The organism is Geomicrobium sediminis (genome assembly GCF_016908595.1).
GTDB lineage: Bacteria > Bacillota > Bacilli > Bacillales > Marinococcaceae > Geomicrobium_A > Geomicrobium_A sediminis.
This window is the reverse complement of sequence record NZ_JAFBEC010000002.1, coordinates 450,596-473,268: the sequence shown is the minus strand read 5'-3', so window position 1 is coordinate 473,268 and position 22,673 is coordinate 450,596. Positions and strand designations below refer to the sequence as shown.

Annotated in this window: 25 protein-coding genes; 15 read left to right on the top strand and 10 right to left on the bottom strand. The window is 42.3% G+C overall.

Annotation, left to right across the window (positions count from 1 at the left end; translation table 11 throughout):
• Positions 1-2: 2 nt before the first annotated feature.
• From JOD17_RS05310 to JOD17_RS05290, 5 genes are all read right to left on the bottom strand, one after another.
• A complete protein-coding gene (locus JOD17_RS05310; RefSeq protein ID WP_204696000.1) occupies positions 3-1,181 on the bottom strand; it encodes a GerAB/ArcD/ProY family transporter in 1,179 nt (392 codons plus the stop codon).
• 18 nt (positions 1,182-1,199) lie between these two features.
• On the bottom strand, positions 1,200-1,421 hold the full coding sequence (locus tag JOD17_RS05305; protein WP_204695999.1) for a hypothetical protein: 222 nt from the start codon (positions 1,419-1,421) through the stop codon (positions 1,200-1,202).
• Entirely contained in the window at positions 1,414-2,631 is a 1,218-nt protein-coding gene (locus tag JOD17_RS05300) for a Ger(x)C family spore germination protein (RefSeq protein ID WP_204695998.1), read from the bottom strand. The genes JOD17_RS05305 and JOD17_RS05300 overlap by 8 nt, the downstream gene beginning before the upstream one ends.
• 13 nt (positions 2,632-2,644) lie before the next feature.
• Positions 2,645-4,165: a spore germination protein gene (locus tag JOD17_RS05295; RefSeq protein WP_204695997.1), complete on the bottom strand. Its 1,521-nt coding sequence runs from the start codon at positions 4,163-4,165 to the stop codon at positions 2,645-2,647.
• Positions 4,166-4,324: 159 nt separating this feature from the next.
• Positions 4,325-4,819, bottom strand: coding sequence for a phosphatidylglycerophosphatase A family protein (locus tag JOD17_RS05290; protein WP_204695996.1), 495 nt, complete (start codon positions 4,817-4,819; stop codon positions 4,325-4,327).
• Between the two features lie 138 nt (positions 4,820-4,957).
• Here JOD17_RS05290 and JOD17_RS05285 point away from each other — a divergent pair, with 138 nt between their 5' ends.
• The 4 genes from JOD17_RS05285 to JOD17_RS05270 all read left to right on the top strand — a co-directional run bounded on the left by JOD17_RS05285 (position 4,958) and on the right by JOD17_RS05270 (position 8,859).
• The gene (locus JOD17_RS05285) at positions 4,958-5,983 is read left to right on the top strand and encodes a protein kinase family protein (protein ID WP_204695995.1); all 1,026 of its coding nucleotides are present in this window, start codon (positions 4,958-4,960) and stop codon (positions 5,981-5,983) included.
• 109 nt (positions 5,984-6,092) lie between these two features.
• Complete coding sequence (locus tag JOD17_RS05280) at positions 6,093-7,433, top strand: homoserine dehydrogenase (protein ID WP_204695994.1); 1,341 nt, start codon at positions 6,093-6,095, stop codon at positions 7,431-7,433.
• Entirely contained in the window at positions 7,399-8,349 is a 951-nt protein-coding gene (gene thrB / locus JOD17_RS05275) for a homoserine kinase (RefSeq protein ID WP_204695993.1), read from the top strand. The genes JOD17_RS05280 and thrB overlap by 35 nt, the downstream gene beginning before the upstream one ends.
• Before the next feature lie 141 nt (positions 8,350-8,490).
• Entirely contained in the window at positions 8,491-8,859 is a 369-nt protein-coding gene (locus JOD17_RS05270; RefSeq protein WP_204695992.1) for a YuzC family spore coat inner layer protein, read from the top strand.
• Positions 8,860-8,915: 56 nt separating this feature from the next.
• On the opposite strand, the gene JOD17_RS05265 is transcribed toward JOD17_RS05270, so the two are convergent.
• Positions 8,916-9,158, bottom strand: a complete 243-nt coding sequence (locus tag JOD17_RS05265; protein ID WP_238554380.1) for a NifU family protein — start codon at positions 9,156-9,158, stop codon at positions 8,916-8,918.
• A gap of 125 nt (positions 9,159-9,283) precedes the next feature.
• On the opposite strand from JOD17_RS05265, the gene JOD17_RS05260 reads away from it, so the two are divergent.
• Complete coding sequence (locus JOD17_RS05260) at positions 9,284-9,601, top strand: DUF1462 family protein (protein WP_204695991.1); 318 nt, start codon at positions 9,284-9,286, stop codon at positions 9,599-9,601.
• Positions 9,602-9,625: 24 nt separating this feature from the next.
• Here the strand turns inward: JOD17_RS05260 and JOD17_RS05255 are convergent, their stop codons facing one another.
• A complete protein-coding gene (locus JOD17_RS05255) occupies positions 9,626-10,708 on the bottom strand; it encodes an NAD(P)/FAD-dependent oxidoreductase (protein WP_204695990.1) in 1,083 nt (360 codons plus the stop codon).
• A gap of 317 nt (positions 10,709-11,025) precedes the next feature.
• Here JOD17_RS05255 and JOD17_RS05250 point away from each other — a divergent pair, with 317 nt between their 5' ends.
• The 4 genes from JOD17_RS05250 to dapF all read left to right on the top strand — a co-directional run bounded on the left by JOD17_RS05250 (position 11,026) and on the right by dapF (position 13,036).
• The gene (locus JOD17_RS05250; protein ID WP_042360315.1) at positions 11,026-11,262 is read left to right on the top strand and encodes a DUF1450 domain-containing protein; all 237 of its coding nucleotides are present in this window, start codon (positions 11,026-11,028) and stop codon (positions 11,260-11,262) included.
• A gap of 66 nt (positions 11,263-11,328) precedes the next feature.
• Positions 11,329-11,907, top strand: a complete 579-nt coding sequence (locus JOD17_RS05245; RefSeq protein ID WP_204695989.1) for a TetR/AcrR family transcriptional regulator — start codon at positions 11,329-11,331, stop codon at positions 11,905-11,907.
• A 24-nt stretch (positions 11,908-11,931) separates the two neighbouring features.
• Positions 11,932-12,171, top strand: a complete 240-nt coding sequence (locus JOD17_RS05240) for a hypothetical protein (RefSeq protein ID WP_042417747.1) — start codon at positions 11,932-11,934, stop codon at positions 12,169-12,171.
• Positions 12,172-12,181: 10 nt separating this feature from the next.
• Positions 12,182-13,036 (top strand): diaminopimelate epimerase, encoded by an 855-nt coding sequence (gene dapF / locus JOD17_RS05235; RefSeq protein WP_204695988.1) that lies wholly within the window; start codon positions 12,182-12,184, stop codon positions 13,034-13,036.
• Here the strand turns inward: dapF and JOD17_RS05230 are convergent.
• Positions 12,957-13,484, bottom strand: coding sequence for a hypothetical protein (locus JOD17_RS05230; protein WP_204695987.1), 528 nt, complete (start codon positions 13,482-13,484; stop codon positions 12,957-12,959). The genes dapF and JOD17_RS05230 overlap by 80 nt on opposite strands.
• A gap of 144 nt (positions 13,485-13,628) precedes the next feature.
• Between JOD17_RS05230 and JOD17_RS05225 the strand changes: the two genes are divergently transcribed.
• From JOD17_RS05225 to JOD17_RS05200, 6 genes are all read left to right on the top strand, one after another.
• Positions 13,629-13,886, top strand: a complete 258-nt coding sequence (locus tag JOD17_RS05225) for a hypothetical protein (RefSeq protein WP_042417750.1) — start codon at positions 13,629-13,631, stop codon at positions 13,884-13,886.
• Between the two features lie 187 nt (positions 13,887-14,073).
• Positions 14,074-15,288, top strand: coding sequence for an acyl-CoA dehydrogenase family protein (locus JOD17_RS05220; RefSeq protein WP_042360320.1), 1,215 nt, complete (start codon positions 14,074-14,076; stop codon positions 15,286-15,288).
• A gap of 18 nt (positions 15,289-15,306) precedes the next feature.
• Positions 15,307-16,494: a CaiB/BaiF CoA transferase family protein gene (locus JOD17_RS05215; protein ID WP_204695986.1), complete on the top strand. Its 1,188-nt coding sequence runs from the start codon at positions 15,307-15,309 to the stop codon at positions 16,492-16,494.
• Between the two features lie 111 nt (positions 16,495-16,605).
• Entirely contained in the window at positions 16,606-18,093 is a 1,488-nt protein-coding gene (locus tag JOD17_RS05210) for a leucyl aminopeptidase (RefSeq protein ID WP_204695985.1), read from the top strand.
• 20 nt (positions 18,094-18,113) lie between these two features.
• Positions 18,114-18,425 (top strand): DUF3870 domain-containing protein, encoded by a 312-nt coding sequence (locus tag JOD17_RS05205; RefSeq protein ID WP_042360321.1) that lies wholly within the window; start codon positions 18,114-18,116, stop codon positions 18,423-18,425.
• A gap of 57 nt (positions 18,426-18,482) precedes the next feature.
• The gene (locus tag JOD17_RS05200) at positions 18,483-20,132 is read left to right on the top strand and encodes a thiamine pyrophosphate-dependent enzyme (protein WP_204695984.1); all 1,650 of its coding nucleotides are present in this window, start codon (positions 18,483-18,485) and stop codon (positions 20,130-20,132) included.
• A 41-nt stretch (positions 20,133-20,173) separates the two neighbouring features.
• Here JOD17_RS05200 and JOD17_RS05195 read toward each other — a convergent pair whose 3' ends face one another.
• Positions 20,174-20,674, bottom strand: a complete 501-nt coding sequence (locus JOD17_RS05195; RefSeq protein WP_204695983.1) for a hypothetical protein — start codon at positions 20,672-20,674, stop codon at positions 20,174-20,176.
• Positions 20,675-20,932: 258 nt separating this feature from the next.
• A complete protein-coding gene (locus tag JOD17_RS05190) occupies positions 20,933-22,537 on the bottom strand; it encodes an ABC-F family ATP-binding cassette domain-containing protein (RefSeq protein ID WP_204695982.1) in 1,605 nt (534 codons plus the stop codon).
• Positions 22,538-22,673: the final 136 nt, after the last annotated feature.

Sequence of the window (22,673 nt, the reverse complement as noted above, 5' to 3'; positions counted from 1 at the left end):
CTTCATGAGTGATTCTCATATGAAGCCGACTCTGTTTCTTTTTTTTGTTCGGTTCTTTTAGGATAAAGACTAAGGCCTTCTTTTCTTCTCTTCATTAGCGTAAGTGTAAACATTACGAATGGTAATACATAACAGGCAGGAATGATGAAAAAGAATGATCCATAGAAATAATAAGCCGTATCTTCAATAAGATTGTTAAATTCTGTACGGGCAAAATACATGTGAAGAGTTCCTAGAGAAACTACAATTGGTTTGATGTTTTTAACATTGAAAATAAATGCAGTTCCGACTGATAAGATGTATAGATAAAGCGCATTCATGAAATAAAAACATAAAAAGAACATAAAGACAAGTAATGACTCTAATCGTTCAATAATGTCACCAATTGCTACCCGCTGACCGATCGAAAAACCAGTAAAGATTTTTACTTTAGTTAGGTCAGGTCCTAGAATTGTAATGGCCATAAAAGTTGTTAAGAAAAGAACGAAGCAACTGAAAAAGTAAGCAATATACACATACTTTTCAGCCTTGGCTTTTTTTTCGATCGTTTTCGGATAGAAAAATAACATGAGTACAAGTTTTGTTACGATGATTTTAGAAGTAAATAAGAAAATCGCATCTAAATATTGCATAGGTTGTTGATCTAGCATGGGAGAAATAAAGCGAGTATCAACATCACCTGCACTAAACCCGGTTAATACTATGAGGAATAGGATAAAAGGAACAAAGGAAATGACAGCTGCGCGCCCTAAAACTTCAATTCCAAGGCAAGCGCCAAAGATCAGTACGAAGACTAGTGCCACGACAATGATATCTTCAGGTGTATTTCGGAAGAAATGTGTATTCATAAATGAAGTAAAAAAGAAAGTATGACCAGCGCTGTTGTAGAAAGGAAGTAATAATACAAGGAGTAATAGTGCTTTCCCAACCCATTTTCCAAAAAGGTAAACAAGGATCTCAGGTAATGAAAGGTTTGGAAAGTAACGTCCAAACAGAATAATCATATAGAGGAAAGGAAAGGCCAACACGGATGAGACGATAGGGATCCACCAACCATCTTGCATAACACGAGTTGCAAGAGAGGTTGGCATTGTAAGAAAAGTAGTGCCGATCATCATAAATGTTAGCAGGACAAAAAATTGGGGGTTGGTGATCTGCTCGTTTTGTTCTGTCTGTTGCATTGTTATTACTCCTACAAATCAGAATGTGAACTGTTGCATAAATTGAGAAAGATAGACCGTAACTCTTGGAATCTGAAATCCTAAAATTTGTAAAGTAGGTAAAAGAACACTTATACCAATCAACGAATAAAAAACTTTAGATAATTTCGGGTCGTTTTCTTTTGCTTGGCTCAATTCACGCTGTTGAGATAGAATAGCTATGCCATGAATGAATAGTACAATGAGTAGTTGACTAATCATGTTTATAATCCTCGATATTGAATGTATTATTGACATCTCCAGACTCTTTTACTTCCACTTTCGCATCAACGGTAATGTTCAGCGACTCAAAGGTTTCATACCAATGGTTTTTGATGTTATGCCATATATGAGGCTCTTGACGATAAACTTCTCTACCGATCCCCGTATAGTCTGAATGTTCTTCTTGTGCTTTTGCGATTGTTTCACCGACGAGATCTTCTATTCGTTGTTCAAACGTTTCTATCACAAATTTATGTGTGGATGGGGACAGAACATCTAGTTGGTCACAATTAATTTCTGAAATCGTTCCTTGGACGTAAGGTTTAATGACAACATTTGGCAAGGAGCCGTTACTTGTAACCGTGATGGATGTATCAATCGATGTCGTTTCCACTGTGAAATAGTTATCTTGTCCATGTGGACAGGGTAATGTTTCGGAAGTATCTTGGACGGCATTCGTTAAGTATTGATACCCTTTCGTTTCATCTTCACTTAGCCAACCAATTAGTTTGTCTTCTTTAAAAAAAGCCGAGTTACCAATTTCTAAGAAAGCTTTAGGGAGCGCTTCCTCTACATTCTCTAAACTTTGACCGACTTCTTCATCTCCAATTATGGTAATGCCATTTAAAGAAGGGTCTATGCCCGAAGCGACAATCATTTCAAAAAGGTCATCTAACGTCGTTTCAGTAACTAACGAATAACTGTTCTCACTGTATATAATCGAATCCATAATATGAATCGACGTAATATCTTCAATAGGTGGAGTAATCGAAAGAATTTCCTTTGCATCATATCCTCGTGCAATGATGATTGGAAAATCAGTCCGGATTTCATGATCTCGATAAAAGTGATCTAAGTAATTATTTAAACCTTTTTTAGCAGCTTCTTCACCAATTACTACGGATGCAAGGTGGGAATAGTAGCCACGTCTTGGAGCGGTTTGGGTTAATTTACGAAATGCTTCTTGTATGGAAGGGGCAAACGTCTCATAGTTCTGTGCGCCCGAACGTCCTGTCCCCTCTTCTTGAGCTGCTAATTCACTAGGATTAATTACTTGAAGGGTAAGACGTACTGTATCATCTGACATAATATCAATTCCTAAACCAGTCACAACTGATAAATCCCGAAGCTCATATTGATCCCAACAACTACTTAGAAGCGTACTAGCAAATAATAACAAACTAGTTAACACGAGTCTTCTTAACCACATAAACCTTAACTCCTTACAGTCGTTTGGATGGTTTTGGCGTGTTTTGACGAATTGAACGATTTTTAGGCACAAAGCGTGGGCGATAGTTCTGCAACCATTTTGGTAAACGGATTAAGCTATCGCTTTGTTCTTTCTGAATAAATGGAGATAACCCTTCTAAGTATGGAACGCCGAATGACTTCAAGTTACAAAGGTGCAAGAGAAGCAACATGAGAAACAGAAATATGCCGAGTAACCCTAACTGAGAGGCAAAAATTAATACGATAAATCGGCAGATCCTAAGTGGTATGCCAATTGCATACGTTGGAAAAACAAAACTAGATATCGCGGTTAATGCGACAACTATTACGACAGATGAGGAAATGATTCCCGCTTCTACTATGGCAGTGCCAATCACTAGTGCACCGACAATGGATAATGCTTGACCAGCTGGCAAAGGCATACGAATACTAGCTTCTCGAATAATTTCAAAGATAACTTCCATAATGAGCACTTCAGCAAGCGTTGGAAAAGGAGTACCCTCACTTTGGGCAGCTAAACTTACCATGAGATTAAATGGAATTAATTCTTGATGAAATGTTGTTACTGCAACATAAAGGCTCGGGGTTAGTAAAGCAATAAAGACACAAGCAAACCGTAACAACCGAACTAACGACCCTATATCAGATCGCTGAGTGTAATCCTCTGCACTATGTATAAATTGGACAAAGGGTGCTGGAACAACAAGTGGGAAGGGAACACCGTCAACAATTAAAACAATCCTTCCGTCAAGTAAATGGTTGGTAACAACATCTGGTCGTTCAGTAGCATAGACGGTAGGGAAAGGTGTTAAATAGGCGTCTTGAATTAATTCTTCAAGGTCTGCACCTGTGTGAATCGCATCGGTGTCTATTCGATTTAGGCGTGTCTTCAATTCTGTGAGAACGGCTGGATCAATCACATCGGTAATATATGTCACGAATACTTTTGTTTGGGTACGTTCACCGAACGTAAAGGGTTCAAAGCGTAAATGCTGATCTTTAATACGTCTGCGAATCAATGACATGTTAATAAAGATATTTTCGACAAACGCTTGCTTTGGACCACGAATAATATTCTCACTTGATGGTATATCAACTTGACGATCGTTCGTTTGAACCATATCGACAGATAACACAGAAACATATTTATCAATGAAAACAAGTGTTAACCCTTTTAAAAGTGCTTCAATGGTTTCATCGAGTGTTTTATGGACGACAACATCTCCTGATTTCTCAAAAAAAGTGGTCACTTTTGACCAAGAATGTTGTTCATCATCAGGAAAGAGCATTGCTTGGCTTAACATAAAGTTGATATTAGGAGTATCCACAAGTCCATCGAGGTAGAGAATAGAGGCATTCACTTCAGTATTTGCGCCTAAAGAGAAATGTCTAACAATCACATCGTCACTCTTTCCAATGATGGATAGAATGGTTTTTATATTGACGTTCATTGATGAGGATAGAAATGATTTAAATTGTGTTGGTTGAAATCGTCTTTTTAAAAGTAAAGCCATCGTCATCCCTCTTAACTTTAGAACTCAATTTTAGGATGTCAGGAAAAAGTAATATTATGCATTTTTGTCCAAGGTGTTTACTACTTTACTTTTGAGTATAAAAAAACAACCACCCTCGTATGTGATACGAGAAGTGATTGTCTATTATCTAATTGCAATTTAATCAGGAACATCAGCGCCTTCTTCAGAATGCGCGAGCCTACTTGAGGCGGCGGCTGCAATGGCACCGACAATATCATCAAGGAATGTATGGACTTTGCCATCATGATGATCATTTAATTTCTCGACGATGCCAGGCTTAATCTTGTCAACGTAACCGAAGTTTGTAAGTCCGATTGAGCCGTAAACATTCACAATTGCAAGAGCGATGATTTCATCTATGCCATACAACCCTTCATCTGAAGCTACAATATCTTGAAGTGGCTGTCGTAATTTCTTCTCTTCAGCCAATCGATCAAGTTCAATCCCAGTTAGTAGGGCATTTTGGACTTCTCGTTTTGATAACACACGCATCACATTGTGTTTGCACGTAGCTCGCGTTAAGTTGGTGACGTACGGTGCTTGGAGATCAAATACTAATTCAGTAATGTCGTCAACGTTTACACCACGCTCTTCGAGTCGTTCAATAGCAAGTTCAGTTGATAAAGCTTTCATGCGGACTCAACCCCTTATCCATCATAATCGTTTTCCTATATTCAGTGTGACGCTTGTATGATTATTATGCAAAGAAGAGACATTGTCAAAACCTTAATATTTTGTCATATACATAAAAGTAGAGATGGAGGTGGCAATGTGTTTGAGAGAAATATCTATGATCAATACGGTTTTCACTGTGATGAACGTTGGCATTTAGGGGCTTATGAAGGGTTTGAATCTGAAGGGAATTCGTACATTGTTACGCCGTACCCACGTAAAGAAGATAGCGTCTTAACCCAATTTGAATGGGCAAGGCAATTAGAGCGGGCAGGCATTATTGATGTGGCAATGCCAGTGCAGACGATGGATGGGAAAGTAATTGCAAAAATTGACGGTGCGCAACAACTCATTTTCCGCTTGCCGCAAGATGATCCGAGACGTAATGAGCAACCGCAACAGCCTGAGGCTTTTCAACTTGCACAAATTCATGAAGTAAGTCGAGGGTGGATGCCGAATGTGAAAGATCTAAATTTCCTAGGCAGCTGGTTGCATATTTGGGAAACGAGAATGAGTCAACTTGAAAATTGGCATCAGCAAGTGGATGCCAGAAGGCAAAAGAATGATTTCGATCGTCAATTTCTTTATACGTTTCCGTATTATTTAGGTCGTGCGGAAACGGCCATGCAATGGCTCGTTGAGGAAGGTCAGGAACATTTACTTCAACCGTATGACGGTTCAATCAATCACACGAGGTTCACACCGACATCGTGGTTTGCAGCAAGCCCAACGACGACGCAAGTTAAGCTCCCTCTACAGTTTGTCTATGATCACCCGGCAAGGGATTTAGGAGAGCGGCTTCGCTCAATTTATCGTCAAGGAGATGGTGAGGAGGCGTATCGTTTTATTGAAGACTATTACGGGGCGCAATTTAGAGGAGGAAACAATGTACACTGGCCATTAATCGGCGCGCGCCTTTTGTTACCGTTAAATTATGTTGAAGTCGTTGAAGATCATTACATGAATGAAGGAACCAATGCTGAGAATCGTTCGCTTGAAGCGGTGAACTTTGAAGAAGAACTAGCGGCTGAAGAGAAGTATTTACGTTTAACATCAGAATGTCTTTTAGAACATTTACCGTCTTCTACGGCAGGTGCCTGGTTTACACGGAGAATTTTTGTGTAAATTGTTCAAACCCCCTTGTTATTTTCACGTATAGGATCTATAATGTCCATATTATGAAGACAATTGTTCGCGTAGAGAGAACAATGGATCGAACAGGGGTGGATTCCGAATGGATAACAAACACATTGCAATTGGACTGTTAGGACTTGGCACGGTAGGTACTGGGATTATGCATATTATAACTGAACACCAACATAAATTGTGCAAAAAAACAGGATTGAATGAAATTTCCGTTAAGAAGGCACTTGTTCGTGATCTAGAAAAGGCGAACGGTCATGGATTTCAATCCGTTGATTATACGACGGATGGCTATGAAGTCGTAACAGATGAAGATATTCACGTAGTTATCGAAGTGATGGGTGGCATTACCCTTGCTAAGGAACTTATTGAAAAAGCGTTAGATCAAGGGAAACATGTCGTGACAGCGAATAAAGATTTAATGGCATTACACGGTGAGGATTTGCTTCAACGAGCGAAGCGTAACCAAGTAGAGCTCATGTATGAAGCGAGTGTTGCAGGTGGGATCCCGATTTTACGAGCGTTAAACGATGGGTTATCCTCAGATCAAATCACAAAGATCGTTGGCATTGTGAACGGAACGACGAACTACATGTTGACGAAGATGTCTAAAGAAGATTTGAGCTATGACGAAGCACTCAAGGAAGCCCAAGAAAAAGGCTTCGCTGAGAGTGATCCAACTTCTGATGTTGGTGGACTTGATGCTGCCCGTAAGATGGTTATCTTAGCGCGTCTCGGCTTCTCTACGTCAGTAGAGTTAGATGACGTCTATGTGCGAGGCATGACAGAAGTGACGAGTGACGATATTGATTATGGGAAGAAGCTAGGCTATACGTTGAAGCTCATTGGTCTTGCAAGCAAAGAGGAAAACGGTGCAGAAGTGTCGGTTGAGCCAGTATTTGTGCCAGATGAGCACCCGCTTGCAACGGTTAATGATGAGTTTAATGCCGTCTATGTATACGGTGATGCTGTCGGTGAGACGATGTTCTACGGACCTGGAGCGGGCTCACTTCCAACTGCAACAGCAGTCGTTTCAGATGTTGTTAGCGTCATTCGTCACCTACGTCTTGGCGTTTCTGCGAATGCACTTGAAGATTCAAGTACGACTTCACTTGAAATCAGTGATGAGCGTGATGTTTCTGCTAAGTTCTTCGTTCGATTGCATGCCAAAGATGTTGCAGGGGCATTTGAATCGATAACTGCGGTGTTTTCTAAGAACAACGTGAGTTTTGAGAAGTTAATTCAATCGCCATTTGAGCAAGGAGCGTTAGCGGAAGTTGTGATCGTTACGCACGAAACGACCCGTGGTGATTTTGACCAGACACTTGAAGACTTGAAGTTGTTAGATGTCGTGACGTCAATTAAGAGCCGATATCGTGTAGAAGGAGGGACAGCAGATGTCTTGGAAGAACAGAACCTCGCCCTCGTCTAACGAAGCGACGATGACGATCCGTGTTCCAGCAAGCTCTGCGAATTTAGGTCCTGGGTTTGATTCAATTGGTCTTGCGGTAAATCGGTACTTGCATTTAGATGTTTGGCCGAGTGAAGAGTGGTTGTTCACGTCATCGTCCCCCCATTTGGAAGGCATACCTTCAGGGAAGACGAACATGGTTTATAATGTGGCGCGAGCATTCGCTGCAACGAAATGCTTGGCTTTACCACCTTGTCACGTTGACATGCGATCGGATATCCCTTTAGCGAGAGGGCTTGGCAGTTCAGCAGCAGCGATTATTGCGGCGATTGAGCTAGCTGATCAATTAGTGCACATGAATGCAACGAGAGAAGAGAAATTACGATTTGCGAGCATACTAGAAGGGCATCCCGACAATGTTGGGGCATGCTTATACGGTGGACTTACAATCGGAATGCATACGGAGAAATCGACGAAGATGGTGGCTCAACCTTCGCCTGATGTTGATCTTGTTTTGATGGTTCCAAGTGTTGAGCTGTTAACGAAAGAAGCGCGAGAGGTACTCCCTGAAACGTTACCATACCGACAATCTATTGAAGGAAGTGCATGTGGGAATGTTCTCGTCGCAGCGCTTTTAACGGGTGACTTTGCACTTGCAGGTGAGCTTATGAACCGGGATCGATTCCATCAGCCGTACCGCATAGGAGTAGTCCCCGGGTTAACAGAGGCATTAGATGATGTGTTGAATTACGGAGTATATGGAGCGGCACTTAGTGGCGCTGGTCCGACAATCTTATGTTTAGCACCAAGCGGTGAAGGAGAAGCAATAGCGAAGCGTATTCAAGAAGATTATCCTGATTATGAGGTCAGTGCAGCTAAGCCTTGTGATCACGGTTCTTTCGTTTCGATCTCTCCCACAGTAGCCTTAACATCATAATAAGAGACGGTTTCAATGTGGTTAACACATTGGAGCCGTTTTTATATGGAGATGGGTGCAGTAAAGCTTATATCCTAGCTGTTCACCTTTTTGAAATAAGACACATACGATAAGAAAGCACAGTTACAGGGGGGGTAGTTTATGTATCGATGGTACTCACCTTATCATTATTATCAACACCATCCTGCATACCGAAACTTTCCAGCAGTAGATACGACCATTTTAGAAGGGTCTGTGAGTGGTTTTCAAATTTTGTTGCAGCAAAGCCAAGTGTTATTAAAGTCGTTAGAAAACCGGGAGTTTGCGAAACAACTCATTGAAACAGCTCAGAAAGGGCATCAGCAACAAGTTGATCAAATGATCCAGAATATTCCTGGCTTCACATCAAGGGCGAACATTCAGTACACACCAACGGGTATACGGTTTCTTTTATTACTTCCAACAACGACTGAGACCATTGAAAACCCAGACTGTTGTTCGATGTCGTTAGAATTAAAGTGGGGAACATAAAAAAACCGCGCACAATGTGCGCGATTTCTTAAATAGAAAACCCATTTGAATAGGTCTTAAAATACTTGTTCAATCTCCACAACGCCTGGAACTTCTTCCACTAACGCGCGCTCAATACCTGCCTTTAACGTAATGGTTGATGAAGGGCAAGTTCCACAAGCACCCATTAGACGTACTTTAACAATCCCGTCTTCAATATCAACCAATTCAACGTCGCCGCCGTCGCGGAGTAGGAATGGGCGGAGTTTTTCAAGTACTTCTTGTACTTGGCCAGTGATGTCTACAGTTTCTGTCATCATAAACACTCCTTTCTTTATCCTCTATTATAATACCCATCTTCATAAAAATCCATGTTTAGGGTTATTTTTTTATGAATACGATGTATGATGGAAGAAGAAATCGTCAATGTTTGGGAGGGAACGCTATGTCTATTGAAGTTGTCATTTATGGTGCGGAGCGTAAGTGTGCGAGTTGTGTTAATTTACCTTCTTCGAAAGAAACGATGGAATGGTTAGAAGCATTGTTAAATCGGAAGTATCCAGAGCAATCGTTATCGTTTGAATACATTGATATTGAAGCACCAAAGTCAGGGTACGAACAGCTAGCAAATGAAATTATAGAAGAAGATCGCTTTTATCCATTTATCACGGTCAATGATCAAGTAGTCGCTGAAGGAGACCCGAAAGTTAAGACGATTTACAAGACAATGGATGAGATTATTCATAATCAAAAAATCAGCTGAGAGGAATACTCCCTAGCTGATTTTTTATACACCACTGTGATATTTGTACATCCATAGCACACCGCTTTTAAGGATCCTCGCAACTCGTCCTTTGACGGAAGCTTTGTCTCCCATCACTCCGAACCCTTGTTTCTTTCCTAAAGAACCAAGCGTCCCTTTTAATTTCATTTCAGGCATCGTTTCAGGAAGTTCTTCTCCTGCCCATTGCTTCTTTAAGATCATTACAATTTGTTCACCTTGCTTTTCCGCAAGTTGCCCACTTGGCGCATACGGTAAGCTCGCACAGTCACCAACAACAAACGTATCCGGATGATCTGGAATGTGATGATGTTTTGTAAGGATAATATGACCTTTTCGGTCTTTTTCAATGTTTTCAATGTCACGAACGACTTTTACAGGCTGCACGCCAGCAGTCCAAATCACGGCATCTGAAGCGATCCGTTCTTCGTGATTAAACAGTGCATCCTCGGATACACGTGTAATGTTTGAATTGCTGATGATATCTACTTCATGCTTTTCAAACCACGAGCTTACATACGTGCTAAGACGTAGTGGGAACATTGGTAAGATCGTTTCACCGCGGTCAAACAAATGAATCGTTAAGTCTTGACGACTTTCACGTAATTCTGCTGCAAGTTCCACACCAGAAAGACCAGCACCAACGACAGAAACCGTTGCACGTGGAGGCAAATTACTAATCGCTTCATACGTCTTTCGTGTGCTTTCCATGCTTTGGATACTATGTGTATGTTCCTCTGCACCTGGAACACCGTGATACTTATCTTCAGCGCCTAAGCCGATGACCATTTTGTCGTATTGAAGCGTTTCGACTTCACCGCGATCGCCTACAAGGGTAATTTCTTTGTTATGAACATCAATGTTATCGACATTGCCAAAGACCCGACGAACGTGTTTCGGAAAAGGAACACGAATGTCATGATCTGATTCCGTACCGGCTGCTAGTGCGTAATATTCCGTTTTAATACAATGATAAGGAAGTTTATCAACGAGTATCATTTCGTAATCTTCGGGGAGATCTTTTGCGCTCAATTGCTGCATGATCTTCATGCCGCCATATCCGCCGCCCAATATAACGAGTTTTTTCATGTTACAGGACTCCTTTGGTAGAAAAATAGCACGTGATGATGGGCGACCAACGCGTTTGCTTACTCGCCCAAATTGTCATTTATGTACAGAAAATATCATTAGATTGTCACACCTCTTAAATTATAACGATTCTATCTGTATATGACAACAACTGTAGTAATGACAATAAAAGATTGATTATTTAGAGAAGTTTTATGGAACTTCTATCACACGCTGTGCAATGGAATCCTCATTCATGAATTTTTACGAACAAAACTTAGAATGAATTGACGATCTTCTGCGTCCGAGATACGATAGCGGTAGGTAGGTGAGGACGAATGTATCCTCTTGTAGAATTTTGCATGTCGAATGTCGCAGAAGGCACCCATTCAGTTATGGAAGAGTTGTCGCGTGATCCGAATATTGATGTTGTAGAACGTGGTTGTCTCGGGCAATGTACAATGTGTAGAGACCATCGATATGCTAGAGTAGAGGGCAAGATTATTAAAAGCCAACAAACAGATGAGTTAATAGATGATATTTATCAGTATCTTGAAGAAGAAGATTGGCTGTAATGAATGTGTAAAGTCCGGAGTCTAAACGAGGCGACCGGACTTTCTTTAAGGTCAGGGGGGAGAAAGATGAGTAAAAAAGACAAAATCGTTCAAGCAGCGATTGAAGTGTTTAAAGAAAAAGGAATAGAACGAACGAAAGTTTCTGATATTGTGAAGGCGGCTGGCATTGCACAAGGAACGTATTACTTGTATTTTCCATCGAAGCTAGCGATAATGCCTGCAATTGCGGATGTTCTCATTGAAATACTCGTCGCAGACATTCGTAAACAAATTAACACAGACGACCCTTTTAAGACACAACTGGACGACTTAGTTGAAGTGATGTATCAACATACGAAAGAATATCGAGATGTTCATTCACTCGTCTATGCGGGTCTTTCTTCAACAGAATACCTCCAACAATGGGAAGAGATTTATGAGCCATTTTACGAATGGCTTGGCGATGTACTAGAGAATGCGATTAGGCGGGAAGAAGTACGACAAGAAATGAATGCCAAACGTACAGCGAAGCTTTTAATCGGCACCATTGAGACGAGCGCAGAGCAGGCGTATTTATATGACCAAACTGACGAAAAAGAAATCGATGAACAGAAAAAGGAACTTCGAACGTTTATCAACCAAGCACTTGGAACGAAGAACGACTGATGATTCTAAAGGAGAGAGTTTACGATGAAGCTACTGCCTTTTGAAAATACGTGGCCGTATGAAAAAGTAGGCGAAGACGTTTACTTACATGAATGTCCAGATTGTGGCGACAGCAATGTGTTAACGTTTTTAAAGACTGAACAACTACAAGATGCTTTTGATAATGTAAAAACACAATTGATCATGCCGTGTTGCAATTACCGAATTACGATTTTGCAAGCGGATGAGGATTATTTTTGGACATCAGAACGACAAAGAAAATGAGGGTTCGCAGATGAAGTTTACGAAGTTACATGGACTCGGTAATAGCTACATTTACCTCGATGGATTTAACGATGCAATTCCGAGTGAACAAGATTTACCAAAAACAGCGATCGCTGTTTCTAATCCATATACAGGAATTGGCTCTGACGGTTTAATTTTAATTTTGCCATCTGAAGGTTCTGATGTGAGGATGCGTGTCTTTAACAACGACGGTTCAGAAGCGAAGAATTGTGGAAACGGTCTGCGTTGTGTTTCCAAATACGTCTACGATCGTGGCATTGTCACCTCGACAACGTTTACCATTGAAACGCTCGGTGGTGAAGTTGAAGCCGAAGTTCATCCAGACGATGCGAATCAAGTGAAGATGGTTACCGTTGATATGGGTGTGCCTAGACTGAAGAAATCAGACTTGCCGATGACGGGGAATGGTGCTGAGCAGACGATTAACGAATCAATTGCAATAGCAGATCACCAATTTTCAATGACAGGTGTCTCGATGGGTAATCCTCATATTATTATGTTTACCGATGACATTTCAAAAGCGCCAGTATCAACACTTGGACCGCTTATTGAGAAATCTTCAGTATTTCCTGAAGGTGTAAATGTAGAATGGGTTCAAATGGTTAGTGAACGTGAGATGAACTTTAAAGTATGGGAACGAGGAAGCGGCATCACACAAGCATGCGGAACCGGCGCATGTGCTGCGGTCGTTGCAGCCGTCTTAAACGGCCAGAGCAAAAAAGACGAAGAAGTAATCGTCCACTTACCAGGCGGAGACCTTTACATCACATGGTCATCAAAAGACGACCACGTCTGGATGCGTGGCGAAGCCGTAACCGTCTGTCACGGAAAATATCTAGCGTAAAGCCAAGAAGGGGGAGCTCTTCTTGGCTTTTTTTATTGCGCGGATCAAGCGTGATGGTGCGCGTAGCAAGAGCGAGTGAACGTGTAGCAAGAGCGCGGGAACGTGTAGCAAGAGCGGGGTAGCGTGTAGCAAGAGCGGGGTAGCGTGTAGCAAGAGCGGGGTAGCGTGTAGCAAAAGCGGGGTAGCGTGTAGCAAGAGCGGGGTAGCGTGTAACAAGAGCGTGGTAGCGTGTAGCAAGAGCGAGTGAGCGTGTAGCAAGAGCGAGTGAGCGTGTAGCAAGAGCGTGGTAGCGTGTAGCAAGAGCGTGGTAGCGTGTAGCAAGAGCGTGGTAGCGTGTAGCAAGAGCGTGGTAGCGTGTAGCAAGAGCGTGGTGGCGTGTAGCAAGACAGAAGGAACCCGGACCAAGCCCAATGAACGCATGGGAAGTGCGACCCAGCCAAACGTGCATTATCAGCAAAACATACGTTGCCTTTTCACCAACACTTACGTCATATGCTTAACGTTAATTCGATGTATAGAAACCGTCACTCATGATGCTGAATTGCATAATTTAGGAGTAGTGTATGCAATTTGAGGTGAGGGGCTAAGCGGTGTGAGTGAGGAAAATAACTATTTATCGTCGATTGTTCATTTCTTTAGTGAATTTCCAGAAGAGCCCCGCGTCTATTCCTTTTTTTTAGATGGGGTTTTTCATTGGATGGAAAGTGACTATATTATCGGTGAGATTTTAATTTCTTCTGAAGAAGACTTAAAAGAAGTTCATCAGATCTTAATGAGTATGACGCATACGGAAGAGAGTATTCATCGTTTTTTGGAATTAATGGCGAAAGCGTATGTGATGGCAAGATAATTCTGACAAGATTGACAATAAGCGCTTTCAAAGGTATGATGAATTCAAATGATGAACTGTTCAAGTCTTATGTTGCCTAGCCATGGCAATTCTCTGGGACTGACAGCCAGTTTACTTTTCAGGGGAGTAGACTGGCTTTTTGCTGTCCTCCTTTCAAAACTATTCATAATATTAGGAGCTGAGTCGTATGGATTTTCATTTAAGTGAAGAGCAACAAATGGTTCAAAAGACAGTGCGGAACTTTGTAGATAAAGAGATTATGCCGAACATCGCTGAGTGGGATGCAAACATGCATTTCGAGCGTAGCGTTGTAGACAAAATGTCAGAGCTCGGCTTCATGGGTATTTGTATCCCAGAACAATACGGTGGAAGTGGCATGGACTATAACACACTTGCGATTGTTTGTGAGGAGCTTGAACGTGGCGATACAGCATTTCGTACAGCAGCGTCTGTTCACATTGGCTTAAACAGTATGACGATCTTACAATGGGGAACAGAAGAACAAAAACAAAAATACTTAACACCACTTGCCAAAGGTGAAAAAATCGGGGCTTTCGGGTTAACGGAACCAAACGCAGGCTCTGATGTAAAAGCGATGAATACGACAGCTAAGAAAAATGGCGACCACTACGTGTTGAATGGTTCCAAAACGTGGATTTCACTTTGTGATGTTGCGGATACATTCCTCGTGTTTGCGTACACAGGTGACAAAAACGAAAACCATAGTGGGATTTCTGCATTCATCGTAGAGCGTGAGTGGGAAGGCTTTAGTTCAAAAGCGATCAAAGGAAAACTCGGTATTCGTGCCGGTAACACAGGAGAGATTTTCTTTGATAACGTGAAGATTCCAGCGGAGAACCTTCTTGGAGAAGAAGGCGAAGGCTTTAAGATTGCGATGTCCGCACTCGACAACGGTCGTTTTACCGTTGCAGCAGGGGCATGTGGTCTAATTATGGCGAGCCTTGAAGCTTCTGTCGCGTATTGCCACGAGCGTAAAACGTTCGGTGTAGAAATCGGGCAACACCAGCTCGTCCAACAAATGATTGCAAAAATGGAAGCTGGACTTCAAATGAGTCGCTTGCTCGTATTTAAAGCTGGTGAACTGAAAAACGCTGGCGTAAGAAACACGAGAGAAACGTCTCTTGCAAAGTGGCAATCGTGTAACTTTGCAAATGAAGCTGCAAACGATGCCGTGCAAGTCCATGGTGCCTATGGCTACTCAAACGAGTATCCAGCAGAGCGTTTGTTAAGAAACTCAAAAGCACCTGTTATTTATGAAGGTACGAGAGAGATCCATACTGTGATGCAAGCAAAATATGCACTTGGCTACACAGAAGACAAACCTCTTCGCAAAATGTTACCAGCGTGGCCGTTCGAAAAATCTACTGTACACCAAGACTAACGAACGGGAGGGAGAACGATGCACGACGCACTTAACGGGATAAAAATCTTAGACCTTTCGCGTGTTCTAGCAGGACCACTTGGAACGATGCTTCTCGCAGACTTTGGCGCTGATGTTTTAAAGATCGAACAGCCTGGAGGCAGTGATGATATTCGGCATTGGTGGCCGTTTACGAACAGTGAAAGCACTTATTATTTATCAGCGAATCGTAATAAACGTTCCATGACGTTAAATTTGAAGCATGAGCGTGGTCGTGAGCTGTTTTTACAACTCGTACAAGACGCTGACGTTGTTGTTGAGAATTTCAAGGCAGGTACGATGGCGCGGCTCGGTCTTAGTTATGATCGTCTAAAAGAAGTGAATGAAGACATAATTCTCTGCTCAATCACAGGTTATGGTCAAGATGGACCGTATCATACTCATCCGGGTTACGACCCGGTCATTCAGGCAATAGGCGGACTAATGGACGTAACGGGTGAAACCGACGGTGAAGCTACACGGGTAGGTACACCGGTTGTGGACATTATGACGAGTCACTATGTTTGTATGAGCGTTCTTGGTGCCTTAAGAAAACGAGATCAGTCGGGGATCGGGGCGCATATTGATCTTTCGTTGTTAGACGTACAAGTGAGCTCTTTAGGTAACATTTCAAGTAGCTACTTGAATGAAGGACACGTATCAAAGAGAGCTGGTAATGCCCATGGAAACATTACACCTTATGAGACGTTTCCATGTGCCGATAAACCATTGATGATCGCTGCAGGTAATGATCGCATGTATCGAGCCCTTACAGAAGTGATTGGTCGCCCAGAATTAGCGGATGACAAACGCTTCTTAACGAATGGTGATCGTGTTCAACATCGAGGCGAACTTCGAGCGATCTTAGTAGCGGAGTTTAAACGAAAAGATGCCGATCAATGGGCAGAATTACTTGCTGAAAAGAAAGTTCCTTGTGGACCAGTTAATAGCATCGAGCAAGTATTTGAACATGAACAAGTAGTACACCGCAATATGAAAATTAGTGCGCCACATCCGACAGTCGAAACGTATCATGGGGTTCGTAATCCAATTTTAGCGGATGGGCAAGTGTTGCCAGTTCGTTACGCTCCTCCATTATTAGGCGAGCAGACGTCAGACATTTTGGCTGAAACTTTTGATTTTAATCAAGAAACGGTTGATGAACTCAAAAAAGAGGGTATCATATAGGAAAGAGCGTTGGTTAACAACGAGCTGAAGGCTTGCTGCTACTTGGCAGGAAGTCTTCCTATATTTTTACGCTCATTTAGCACAAAATGACCAATGGAGGATATTACAATCATGTTTAATTTTGCTAGCAATTGGGACGAGGCTTCTAATGGGAGTGTCATTATTATCGGCGTAGGAGAAGGTGAACAAAGGTTACCTGATCAACTACTTAACGCAAGTGGCGACTGGATAAAGCCAATTCAGAACAAGCACGAATCTGGGGGGATCCGTAGCAAGTCTGGCGAACTAACGTCATTTACGATCCCGTTTAATGAAACGTTCAAAACGTTGATTTTTGTCGGGAAAGGTTCTTCAAAAGAACAAGACATCATCGCAACGAAAGAAGCACTCGGTAGCGGATTTCAAGCTGCTCATAAATTGAAAGAAGCGCACATTGATGTGCTTTTAGACACATTTATTGACCATACATCAGACACGGAAACGGTCATTTCTGCGGCTGCTGAAATGGCTCATACCGCGACGTATACGTTTGAAGCGTACAAGACCAATAAGCATGACACGCTTGCTAGAACGTACACTTTTTATTGTGCAGAACAACATGACGAGGCGATCAACGTTGGAACTGCGATTGCTAAAGGTGTTAACTTCGCGCGAACACTCGTAAACATCCCCGCAAATGATTTAACGCCTGTTGCACTAGCAGGAGAAGCACGTGCGCTTTCTAGCCGTCACGATCACCTCTCATTTGAAGTACTCGGCAACGAAGAGCTTGAAGAAATGGGTATGCATGCGTTGCTTGCTGTAAACCAAGGAAGCGACCAGCCTGCACAAATGATCGTGTTACGCTATCAGGGGCTAGAAAATTGGGATGAGCCGTTAACGTTTGTCGGTAAGGGATTAACGTATGATACCGGTGGCTATTCAATGAAGCCGCCTGAAGGTATGAAAACGATGAAGTCAGATATGGGTGGCGCGGCGGCTGTTCTCGGTGCAATGGAGATCATTGCTGAGACGAAGCCTGCAATTAATGTTATGGCTGTGATTCCGTCTACGGAAAACATGGTAAACGGAAAAGCGATGAGACCTGGAGATGTGCTCGGCAGCTTTGATGGGCAGACGATTGAAGTAACGAACACTGATGCAGAAGGTCGCCTCGTGCTTGCAGACGGTGTGTCCTATGCAAAACATCTTGGCGCTAAGAAGATTGTTGATGTAGCAACGCTTACAGGTGCTTGTGTTGTCGCGCTTGGCGATGTAATTACAGGCGCCGTATCAAATGACGATGACTTTTACAATCGTACGGCGACAGCTGCAATTGAATCAGGTGAAGACATTTGGCGTTTCCCAACACATCCACGTTACTACAAGATGTTACGTCAAAGCGATGTTGCCGACTTAAATAACGCTCCAGGGCGACTGGCAGGTAGCATTACTGCTGGATTGTTTATCGAATCCTTCGTAAAAGATACACCTTGGGTACACCTTGATATCGCTGGCACATCGTTCCTTGATCGTGTCACTCCGATGGGGCCAAAAGGTGGAACTGGAGTTATGGCACGTACGCTTGCAACGCTTGCCAATCATGAAAGCCGCTCATAGGCAAAGGAGGACATTGCGTAATGGCTTTACAACATACTCGTTTTATCGCAGGTCACTCTAAATTGCCTCAAGGCATGGCTGCAAAAAGTGTCTTTGATACGTTAACGATTACCGCTGAAATTGATTGTAAACACGGTGTGATCTTAGAAGCTTCTTGCACACTGGCGACCGATCACGGTCGTCAATACATTCATGATTTATTGCGTGGGATCAGTCTTTCAGACGGCCCTGAAGAAGCAGAACAATTAATCGAAAAGCATTATCATGGAAAAGCTGCAAACGCCTTAGTAGCAGCCGTTCGAGATTTGCACCGCCAATTTGAAACGTTATGATGAACCGACGGAGCAACAGTTGTTGCTCCGATTAATTTTAGTTAAGAGGTGATCACAGTGCGTTACAAAAAAACGATGACTGCTGGAGAAGCGGTATTTGAAGTGTTAAAGATTGAACAAGTAAGCCGTGTGTTTACAGTACCAGGCGAAAGTTTTCTCGCTGTCTTAGATGCACTTGAAGGTCAAGATGAGATCGAAGTGATCGTGAATCGTCATGAAGGCGGCGCGGGCTTTATGGCAGAAGGTTACGCAAGTTTGACGGGTCAAGTTGGCGTTGCGATGGCAACGAGAGGTGTTGGTGCTGCAAACATTTCAATCGCAGTACATACGGCATTTCAAGACTCTACACCGATGGTTGTGTTCCTCGGTCAAGTGAATCGTTCTTTTAAAGGCCGCGAAGGATTCCAAGAAGTTGATTTTGGTAAGAATTTTAATGAAGTTGCCAAGTGGACAACGGAGATTGATGAAGCAAGTCGTGTTCCGGAGCTCGTACAAAAAGCATTCCGCGTGGCTCAAACGGGACGTCCTGGTCCAGTTATCGTCTCGCTTCCAGAGGATATGCTCTTTGATGAAAGAGAGATGGTATTCGGCCCTCCAACGATGATCGCAGCCCCTGCCCCAGCAACGATTGAAGTTGAAGACTTTGCTCGTCGCTTTACAAAAGCAGAACGTCCAATCGTTATTGCCGGTGGTGGAATCCATTCTGATGATGCTCAAATTGCTCTGCGAGAATTTATCGAAAAATTCAAGCTCCCGCTCGTGTCAGGATTCAGACGGCAAGGCATTATTGATAACGAACACGAGGCATACATCGGACATATGGGGCTTGCAGCAGCACCTAAGTTAGTTGAACATTTTAAAGAATCGGATTTAGTGATTGCAATTGGAACGAGGTTGTCTGAAGCAACGTCGCAAGATTATACATTAATCGGTTGGGATCAACAACTTGTTCACATTGATATTGATGCTGATACGCTCGGTAAAGTTTACCCACCTGATCTTGGAATTGTTGCTGACTCCGTAAACGCTCTTAAAGCCTTTACAGCGCTTGATATTGATCGTGATTGGTCGAGTTGGCAACATAGTTGCCGTGAATCACATCAGAAGCTTATGGACAAGGAGAAAGACCCGAGCATTTATAGTCACGTGATGCAAACGTTAAATGAAACTTTACCAGAAGACACCATTGTGACATGTGATGCTGGGAACTTTGCGACTTGGATGCACAACCAATTAGTGATTCGAGATCGTTTCTCTTTCGTCGGACCGACAAATGGAGCAATGGGTTACGGGATTCCAGCTGCAGTTGGTGCTAAAACCGCCTCGCCGCACCGTCCAGTCGTTGCGTTTTGTGGGGATGGTGGGGCGATGATGACGATTCAAGAAATTGAAACGGCAGTTAGACATGACTACCCGATCATCGTGCTATTGTTCAACAATCAAAGTTACGGCACCATCCGTATGCATCAAGAGATGCATTATCCAGACAAAGTCGTCGCAACAAAGCTTGGAGAGGTCGATTTTGCGAAAATGGCTGAGTCAATGGGAGCGTTAGGTATAACGGTTACTAAGAAAGAAGAGTTCACATCAGCGTTTGAAAAAGCGATTCATGCCAATCAAACAGTGTTGTTAGATATTCAATGTAGCGAAGAGCCGTACGTTTCTAACGGTAAGACATACGAAGATGTAAAAGGTATAAAAGCATAAAGAAAAGGTCGCAAGCATTGCTTGCGACACTTTTTGTATGATTAAAATGTCTGTTCAATGTTGATATCAGAAATTACATAGTGTTCGAGGTCCTCATTAAATGTAAAGACATATTCTTCAATAAATTGTGCACGGTTACCAGCTCCATCTTCAATGGACGACGTATGAACAGTAACAACATGCTCACGATCTTCAGTTGTAGAAATATAAATGTCTTCGAAGTCATTGTGGAGGAGTTGGTCGACAATGGTGTAGTGATCCCAATTGAAATCTTGAATGTAAGCATCTTGGTTGTATTGATGATGAATCGTTTCAGCTAAAGGTACGTCATACATCATTTTAAGTTCATCTAACGGTCTTGCATAATTCGTCGTCATGACAACGTCCATCGTTTTATCTTGAACGTCAATGAGCTGTTCATAAATGAGGCTCTCGTCCATTTCAAACGTATCATGTGTAAATGTAAGTTCTTCTTCTGGTGCAATTCCTAATCCTGAGGTTAATGAAGTCGAACCGATTAGTGCTGTCATCACCATTTTCATGATGATCGCTCCCTTCGTATTCCCAATTGTGGGTTACTTATCTATACCCTTCACATGTAATCCATAAACAATAATAATTACAATTTTTAATTTGATTGTAATTATTGACTTGTTTTTGCAATGGAATGTGTACTTAGTTAGTACATGCTTCTTGCTGAAAAAATAGACTAAGAAATTGGGAGGATCATATAGTCGAGAACCCTAAATTTGGTGTACATACAAAAAGAGGCAATCCAAAGATTGCCTCTCGCATATTCATTATACTTGCCCGATCAATTTCATTTCAGCAAGGTATTCGTCATAAGACATCTTCTTATCAATCATACCTTCAGATGAGAATTCGATAATTCGATCCGCAACGGTTTGAATGAATTGATGGTCATGTGATGAAAAGAGTACAGAGCCTTTGAAGTCTGTTAGCGCGTGGTTCACGGCTTGAATGGCTTCAAGATCCAAGTGGTTTGTTGGCTCATCAAGGATGAGTACGTTTGAACCACTAAGCATTAATTTAGAGAGCATACAACGAACTTTCTCGCCCCCGGATAGTACTTTTGCTTTCTTAAGTGCTTCTTCACCACTGAAAAGCATACGACCGAGGAAGCTTCGAATAAAGCTTTCTGTTTGGTCTTCTGGTGAGTATTGACGTAACCAGTCTACAAGGGTAAGGTCGACGCCTTCAAAGAACTCGCTGTTATCTTTAGGGAAGTACGATTGGCTCGTTGTAACGCCCCATTTGTACGTTCCTTCATCTGGTTCCATTTCACCTGCAAGAATTTGGAACAATGTCGTTTTAGCCGTTTCGTGACTTCCGACAAACGCGACTTTCTCGTTTGGTGATAGTGTAAAGCTAATGTTATCAAGAACTTTTTTGCCGTCGATCGTCTTAGATAAGTTCTCAACTGTGAGTAGGTCATTTCCAATATCACGGTCTGGTTTGAACGCTACGTAAGGTGTTTTACGTGACGACGGTTTAATATCATTCAGTTCAATTTTATCGAGTGTTTTCTTACGGGATGTTGCTTGTTTGGACTTCGATGCATTGGCGCTAAAGCGTGCAATAAAGTCTTGTAGTTCCTTAATTTGTTCTTCTTTTTTACGGTTTTGGTCTTTAGCCATACGACGTGCAAGTTGGCTTGACTCGTACCAGAAATCATAATTTCCAACGAAAAGTTCAATCTTACCGTAATCAATGTCTGCAATGTGTGTACAGACTTTGTTAAGGAAGTGACGGTCGTGAGAAACAACGATGACTGTATTCTCAAAGTTCATTAGGAATTCTTCTAACCAGTGGATGGCTTTAATGTCCAAGTGGTTTGTCGGCTCATCGAGTAAAAGGATGTCAGGACTACCAAATAGTGCTTGTGCGAGAAGGACTTTTACTTTTTCTCCACCTTCAAGCTCAGACATCTTCATATAATGATACTCAGCACCGATTCCAAGACCGTTGAGCATTTGAGCCGCTTCGTTGTCAGCGTCATAGCCGTTCATCTCAGCAAATTCGCCTTCAAGTTCCGCAGCGCGCATCCCATCTTCGTCATTGAAGTCAGGCTTCATGTAGATGGCGTCTTTTTCTTTCATAATGTCATAGAGCCTTTTATGCCCCATGATGACGGTTTCGAGCACTTCATACTCTTCATAAGCAAAGTGATCTTGCTTTAGAACAGCCATACGAGAACCTTTAGCCATGCTCACATGACCATCTTGAGATTCGATCTCTCCAGAAAGAATCTTTAAAAACGTTGATTTACCGGCACCGTTTGCGCCGATTAATCCGTAACAGTTGCCTGGGTTAAATTGAATGTTTACTTCTTGAAACAACTTCTTATCTCCGTAACGGAGACCTACATTTTGACATGAAATCAAGTGTCATCTTCCTTTCATTACGTTAAACTCTCTATTTTAATGGAACAATAATCTCCATAAACACGCTACCCATTATCATACCATGATCTGAAGTTGCAATCAAAAGCACGGTCAGGAATTCTGACCGTGCACTCTT

What these genes read in the sequence shown, in the direction of transcription:
- JOD17_RS05295 (WP_204695997.1), bottom strand. Translation starts at nt 4,165, where the DNA reads ATGGCTTTACTTTTAAAAAGACGATTTCAACCAACACAATTTAAATCA.
- JOD17_RS05205 (WP_042360321.1), top strand. Translation starts at nt 18,114, where the DNA reads ATGGCTTTACAACATACTCGTTTTATCGCAGGTCACTCTAAATTGCCT.
- JOD17_RS05250 (WP_042360315.1), top strand. Translation starts at nt 11,026, where the DNA reads ATGTATCCTCTTGTAGAATTTTGCATGTCGAATGTCGCAGAAGGCACC.
- JOD17_RS05300 (WP_204695998.1), bottom strand. Translation starts at nt 2,631, where the DNA reads ATGTGGTTAAGAAGACTCGTGTTAACTAGTTTGTTATTATTTGCTAGT.
- JOD17_RS05280 (WP_204695994.1), top strand. Translation starts at nt 6,093, where the DNA reads ATGGATAACAAACACATTGCAATTGGACTGTTAGGACTTGGCACGGTA.
- JOD17_RS05215 (WP_204695986.1), top strand. Translation starts at nt 15,307, where the DNA reads ATGCACGACGCACTTAACGGGATAAAAATCTTAGACCTTTCGCGTGTT.
- JOD17_RS05265 (WP_238554380.1), bottom strand. Translation starts at nt 9,158, where the DNA reads ATGATGACAGAAACTGTAGACATCACTGGCCAAGTACAAGAAGTACTT.
- JOD17_RS05240 (WP_042417747.1), top strand. Translation starts at nt 11,932, where the DNA reads ATGAAGCTACTGCCTTTTGAAAATACGTGGCCGTATGAAAAAGTAGGC.
- JOD17_RS05270 (WP_204695992.1), top strand. Translation starts at nt 8,491, where the DNA reads ATGTATCGATGGTACTCACCTTATCATTATTATCAACACCATCCTGCA.
- thrB (WP_204695993.1), top strand. Translation starts at nt 7,399, where the DNA reads ATGTCTTGGAAGAACAGAACCTCGCCCTCGTCTAACGAAGCGACGATG.
- JOD17_RS05310 (WP_204696000.1), bottom strand. Translation starts at nt 1,181, where the DNA reads ATGCAACAGACAGAACAAAACGAGCAGATCACCAACCCCCAATTTTTT.
- JOD17_RS05290 (WP_204695996.1), bottom strand. Translation starts at nt 4,819, where the DNA reads ATGAAAGCTTTATCAACTGAACTTGCTATTGAACGACTCGAAGAGCGT.
- JOD17_RS05210 (WP_204695985.1), top strand. Translation starts at nt 16,606, where the DNA reads ATGTTTAATTTTGCTAGCAATTGGGACGAGGCTTCTAATGGGAGTGTC.
- JOD17_RS05230 (WP_204695987.1), bottom strand. Translation starts at nt 13,484, where the DNA reads ATGCACGTTTGGCTGGGTCGCACTTCCCATGCGTTCATTGGGCTTGGT.
- JOD17_RS05245 (WP_204695989.1), top strand. Translation starts at nt 11,329, where the DNA reads ATGAGTAAAAAAGACAAAATCGTTCAAGCAGCGATTGAAGTGTTTAAA.
- dapF (WP_204695988.1), top strand. Translation starts at nt 12,182, where the DNA reads ATGAAGTTTACGAAGTTACATGGACTCGGTAATAGCTACATTTACCTC.
- JOD17_RS05260 (WP_204695991.1), top strand. Translation starts at nt 9,284, where the DNA reads ATGTCTATTGAAGTTGTCATTTATGGTGCGGAGCGTAAGTGTGCGAGT.
- JOD17_RS05220 (WP_042360320.1), top strand. Translation starts at nt 14,074, where the DNA reads ATGGATTTTCATTTAAGTGAAGAGCAACAAATGGTTCAAAAGACAGTG.
- JOD17_RS05195 (WP_204695983.1), bottom strand. Translation starts at nt 20,674, where the DNA reads ATGAAAATGGTGATGACAGCACTAATCGGTTCGACTTCATTAACCTCA.
- JOD17_RS05255 (WP_204695990.1), bottom strand. Translation starts at nt 10,708, where the DNA reads ATGAAAAAACTCGTTATATTGGGCGGCGGATATGGCGGCATGAAGATC.
- JOD17_RS05305 (WP_204695999.1), bottom strand. Translation starts at nt 1,421, where the DNA reads ATGATTAGTCAACTACTCATTGTACTATTCATTCATGGCATAGCTATT.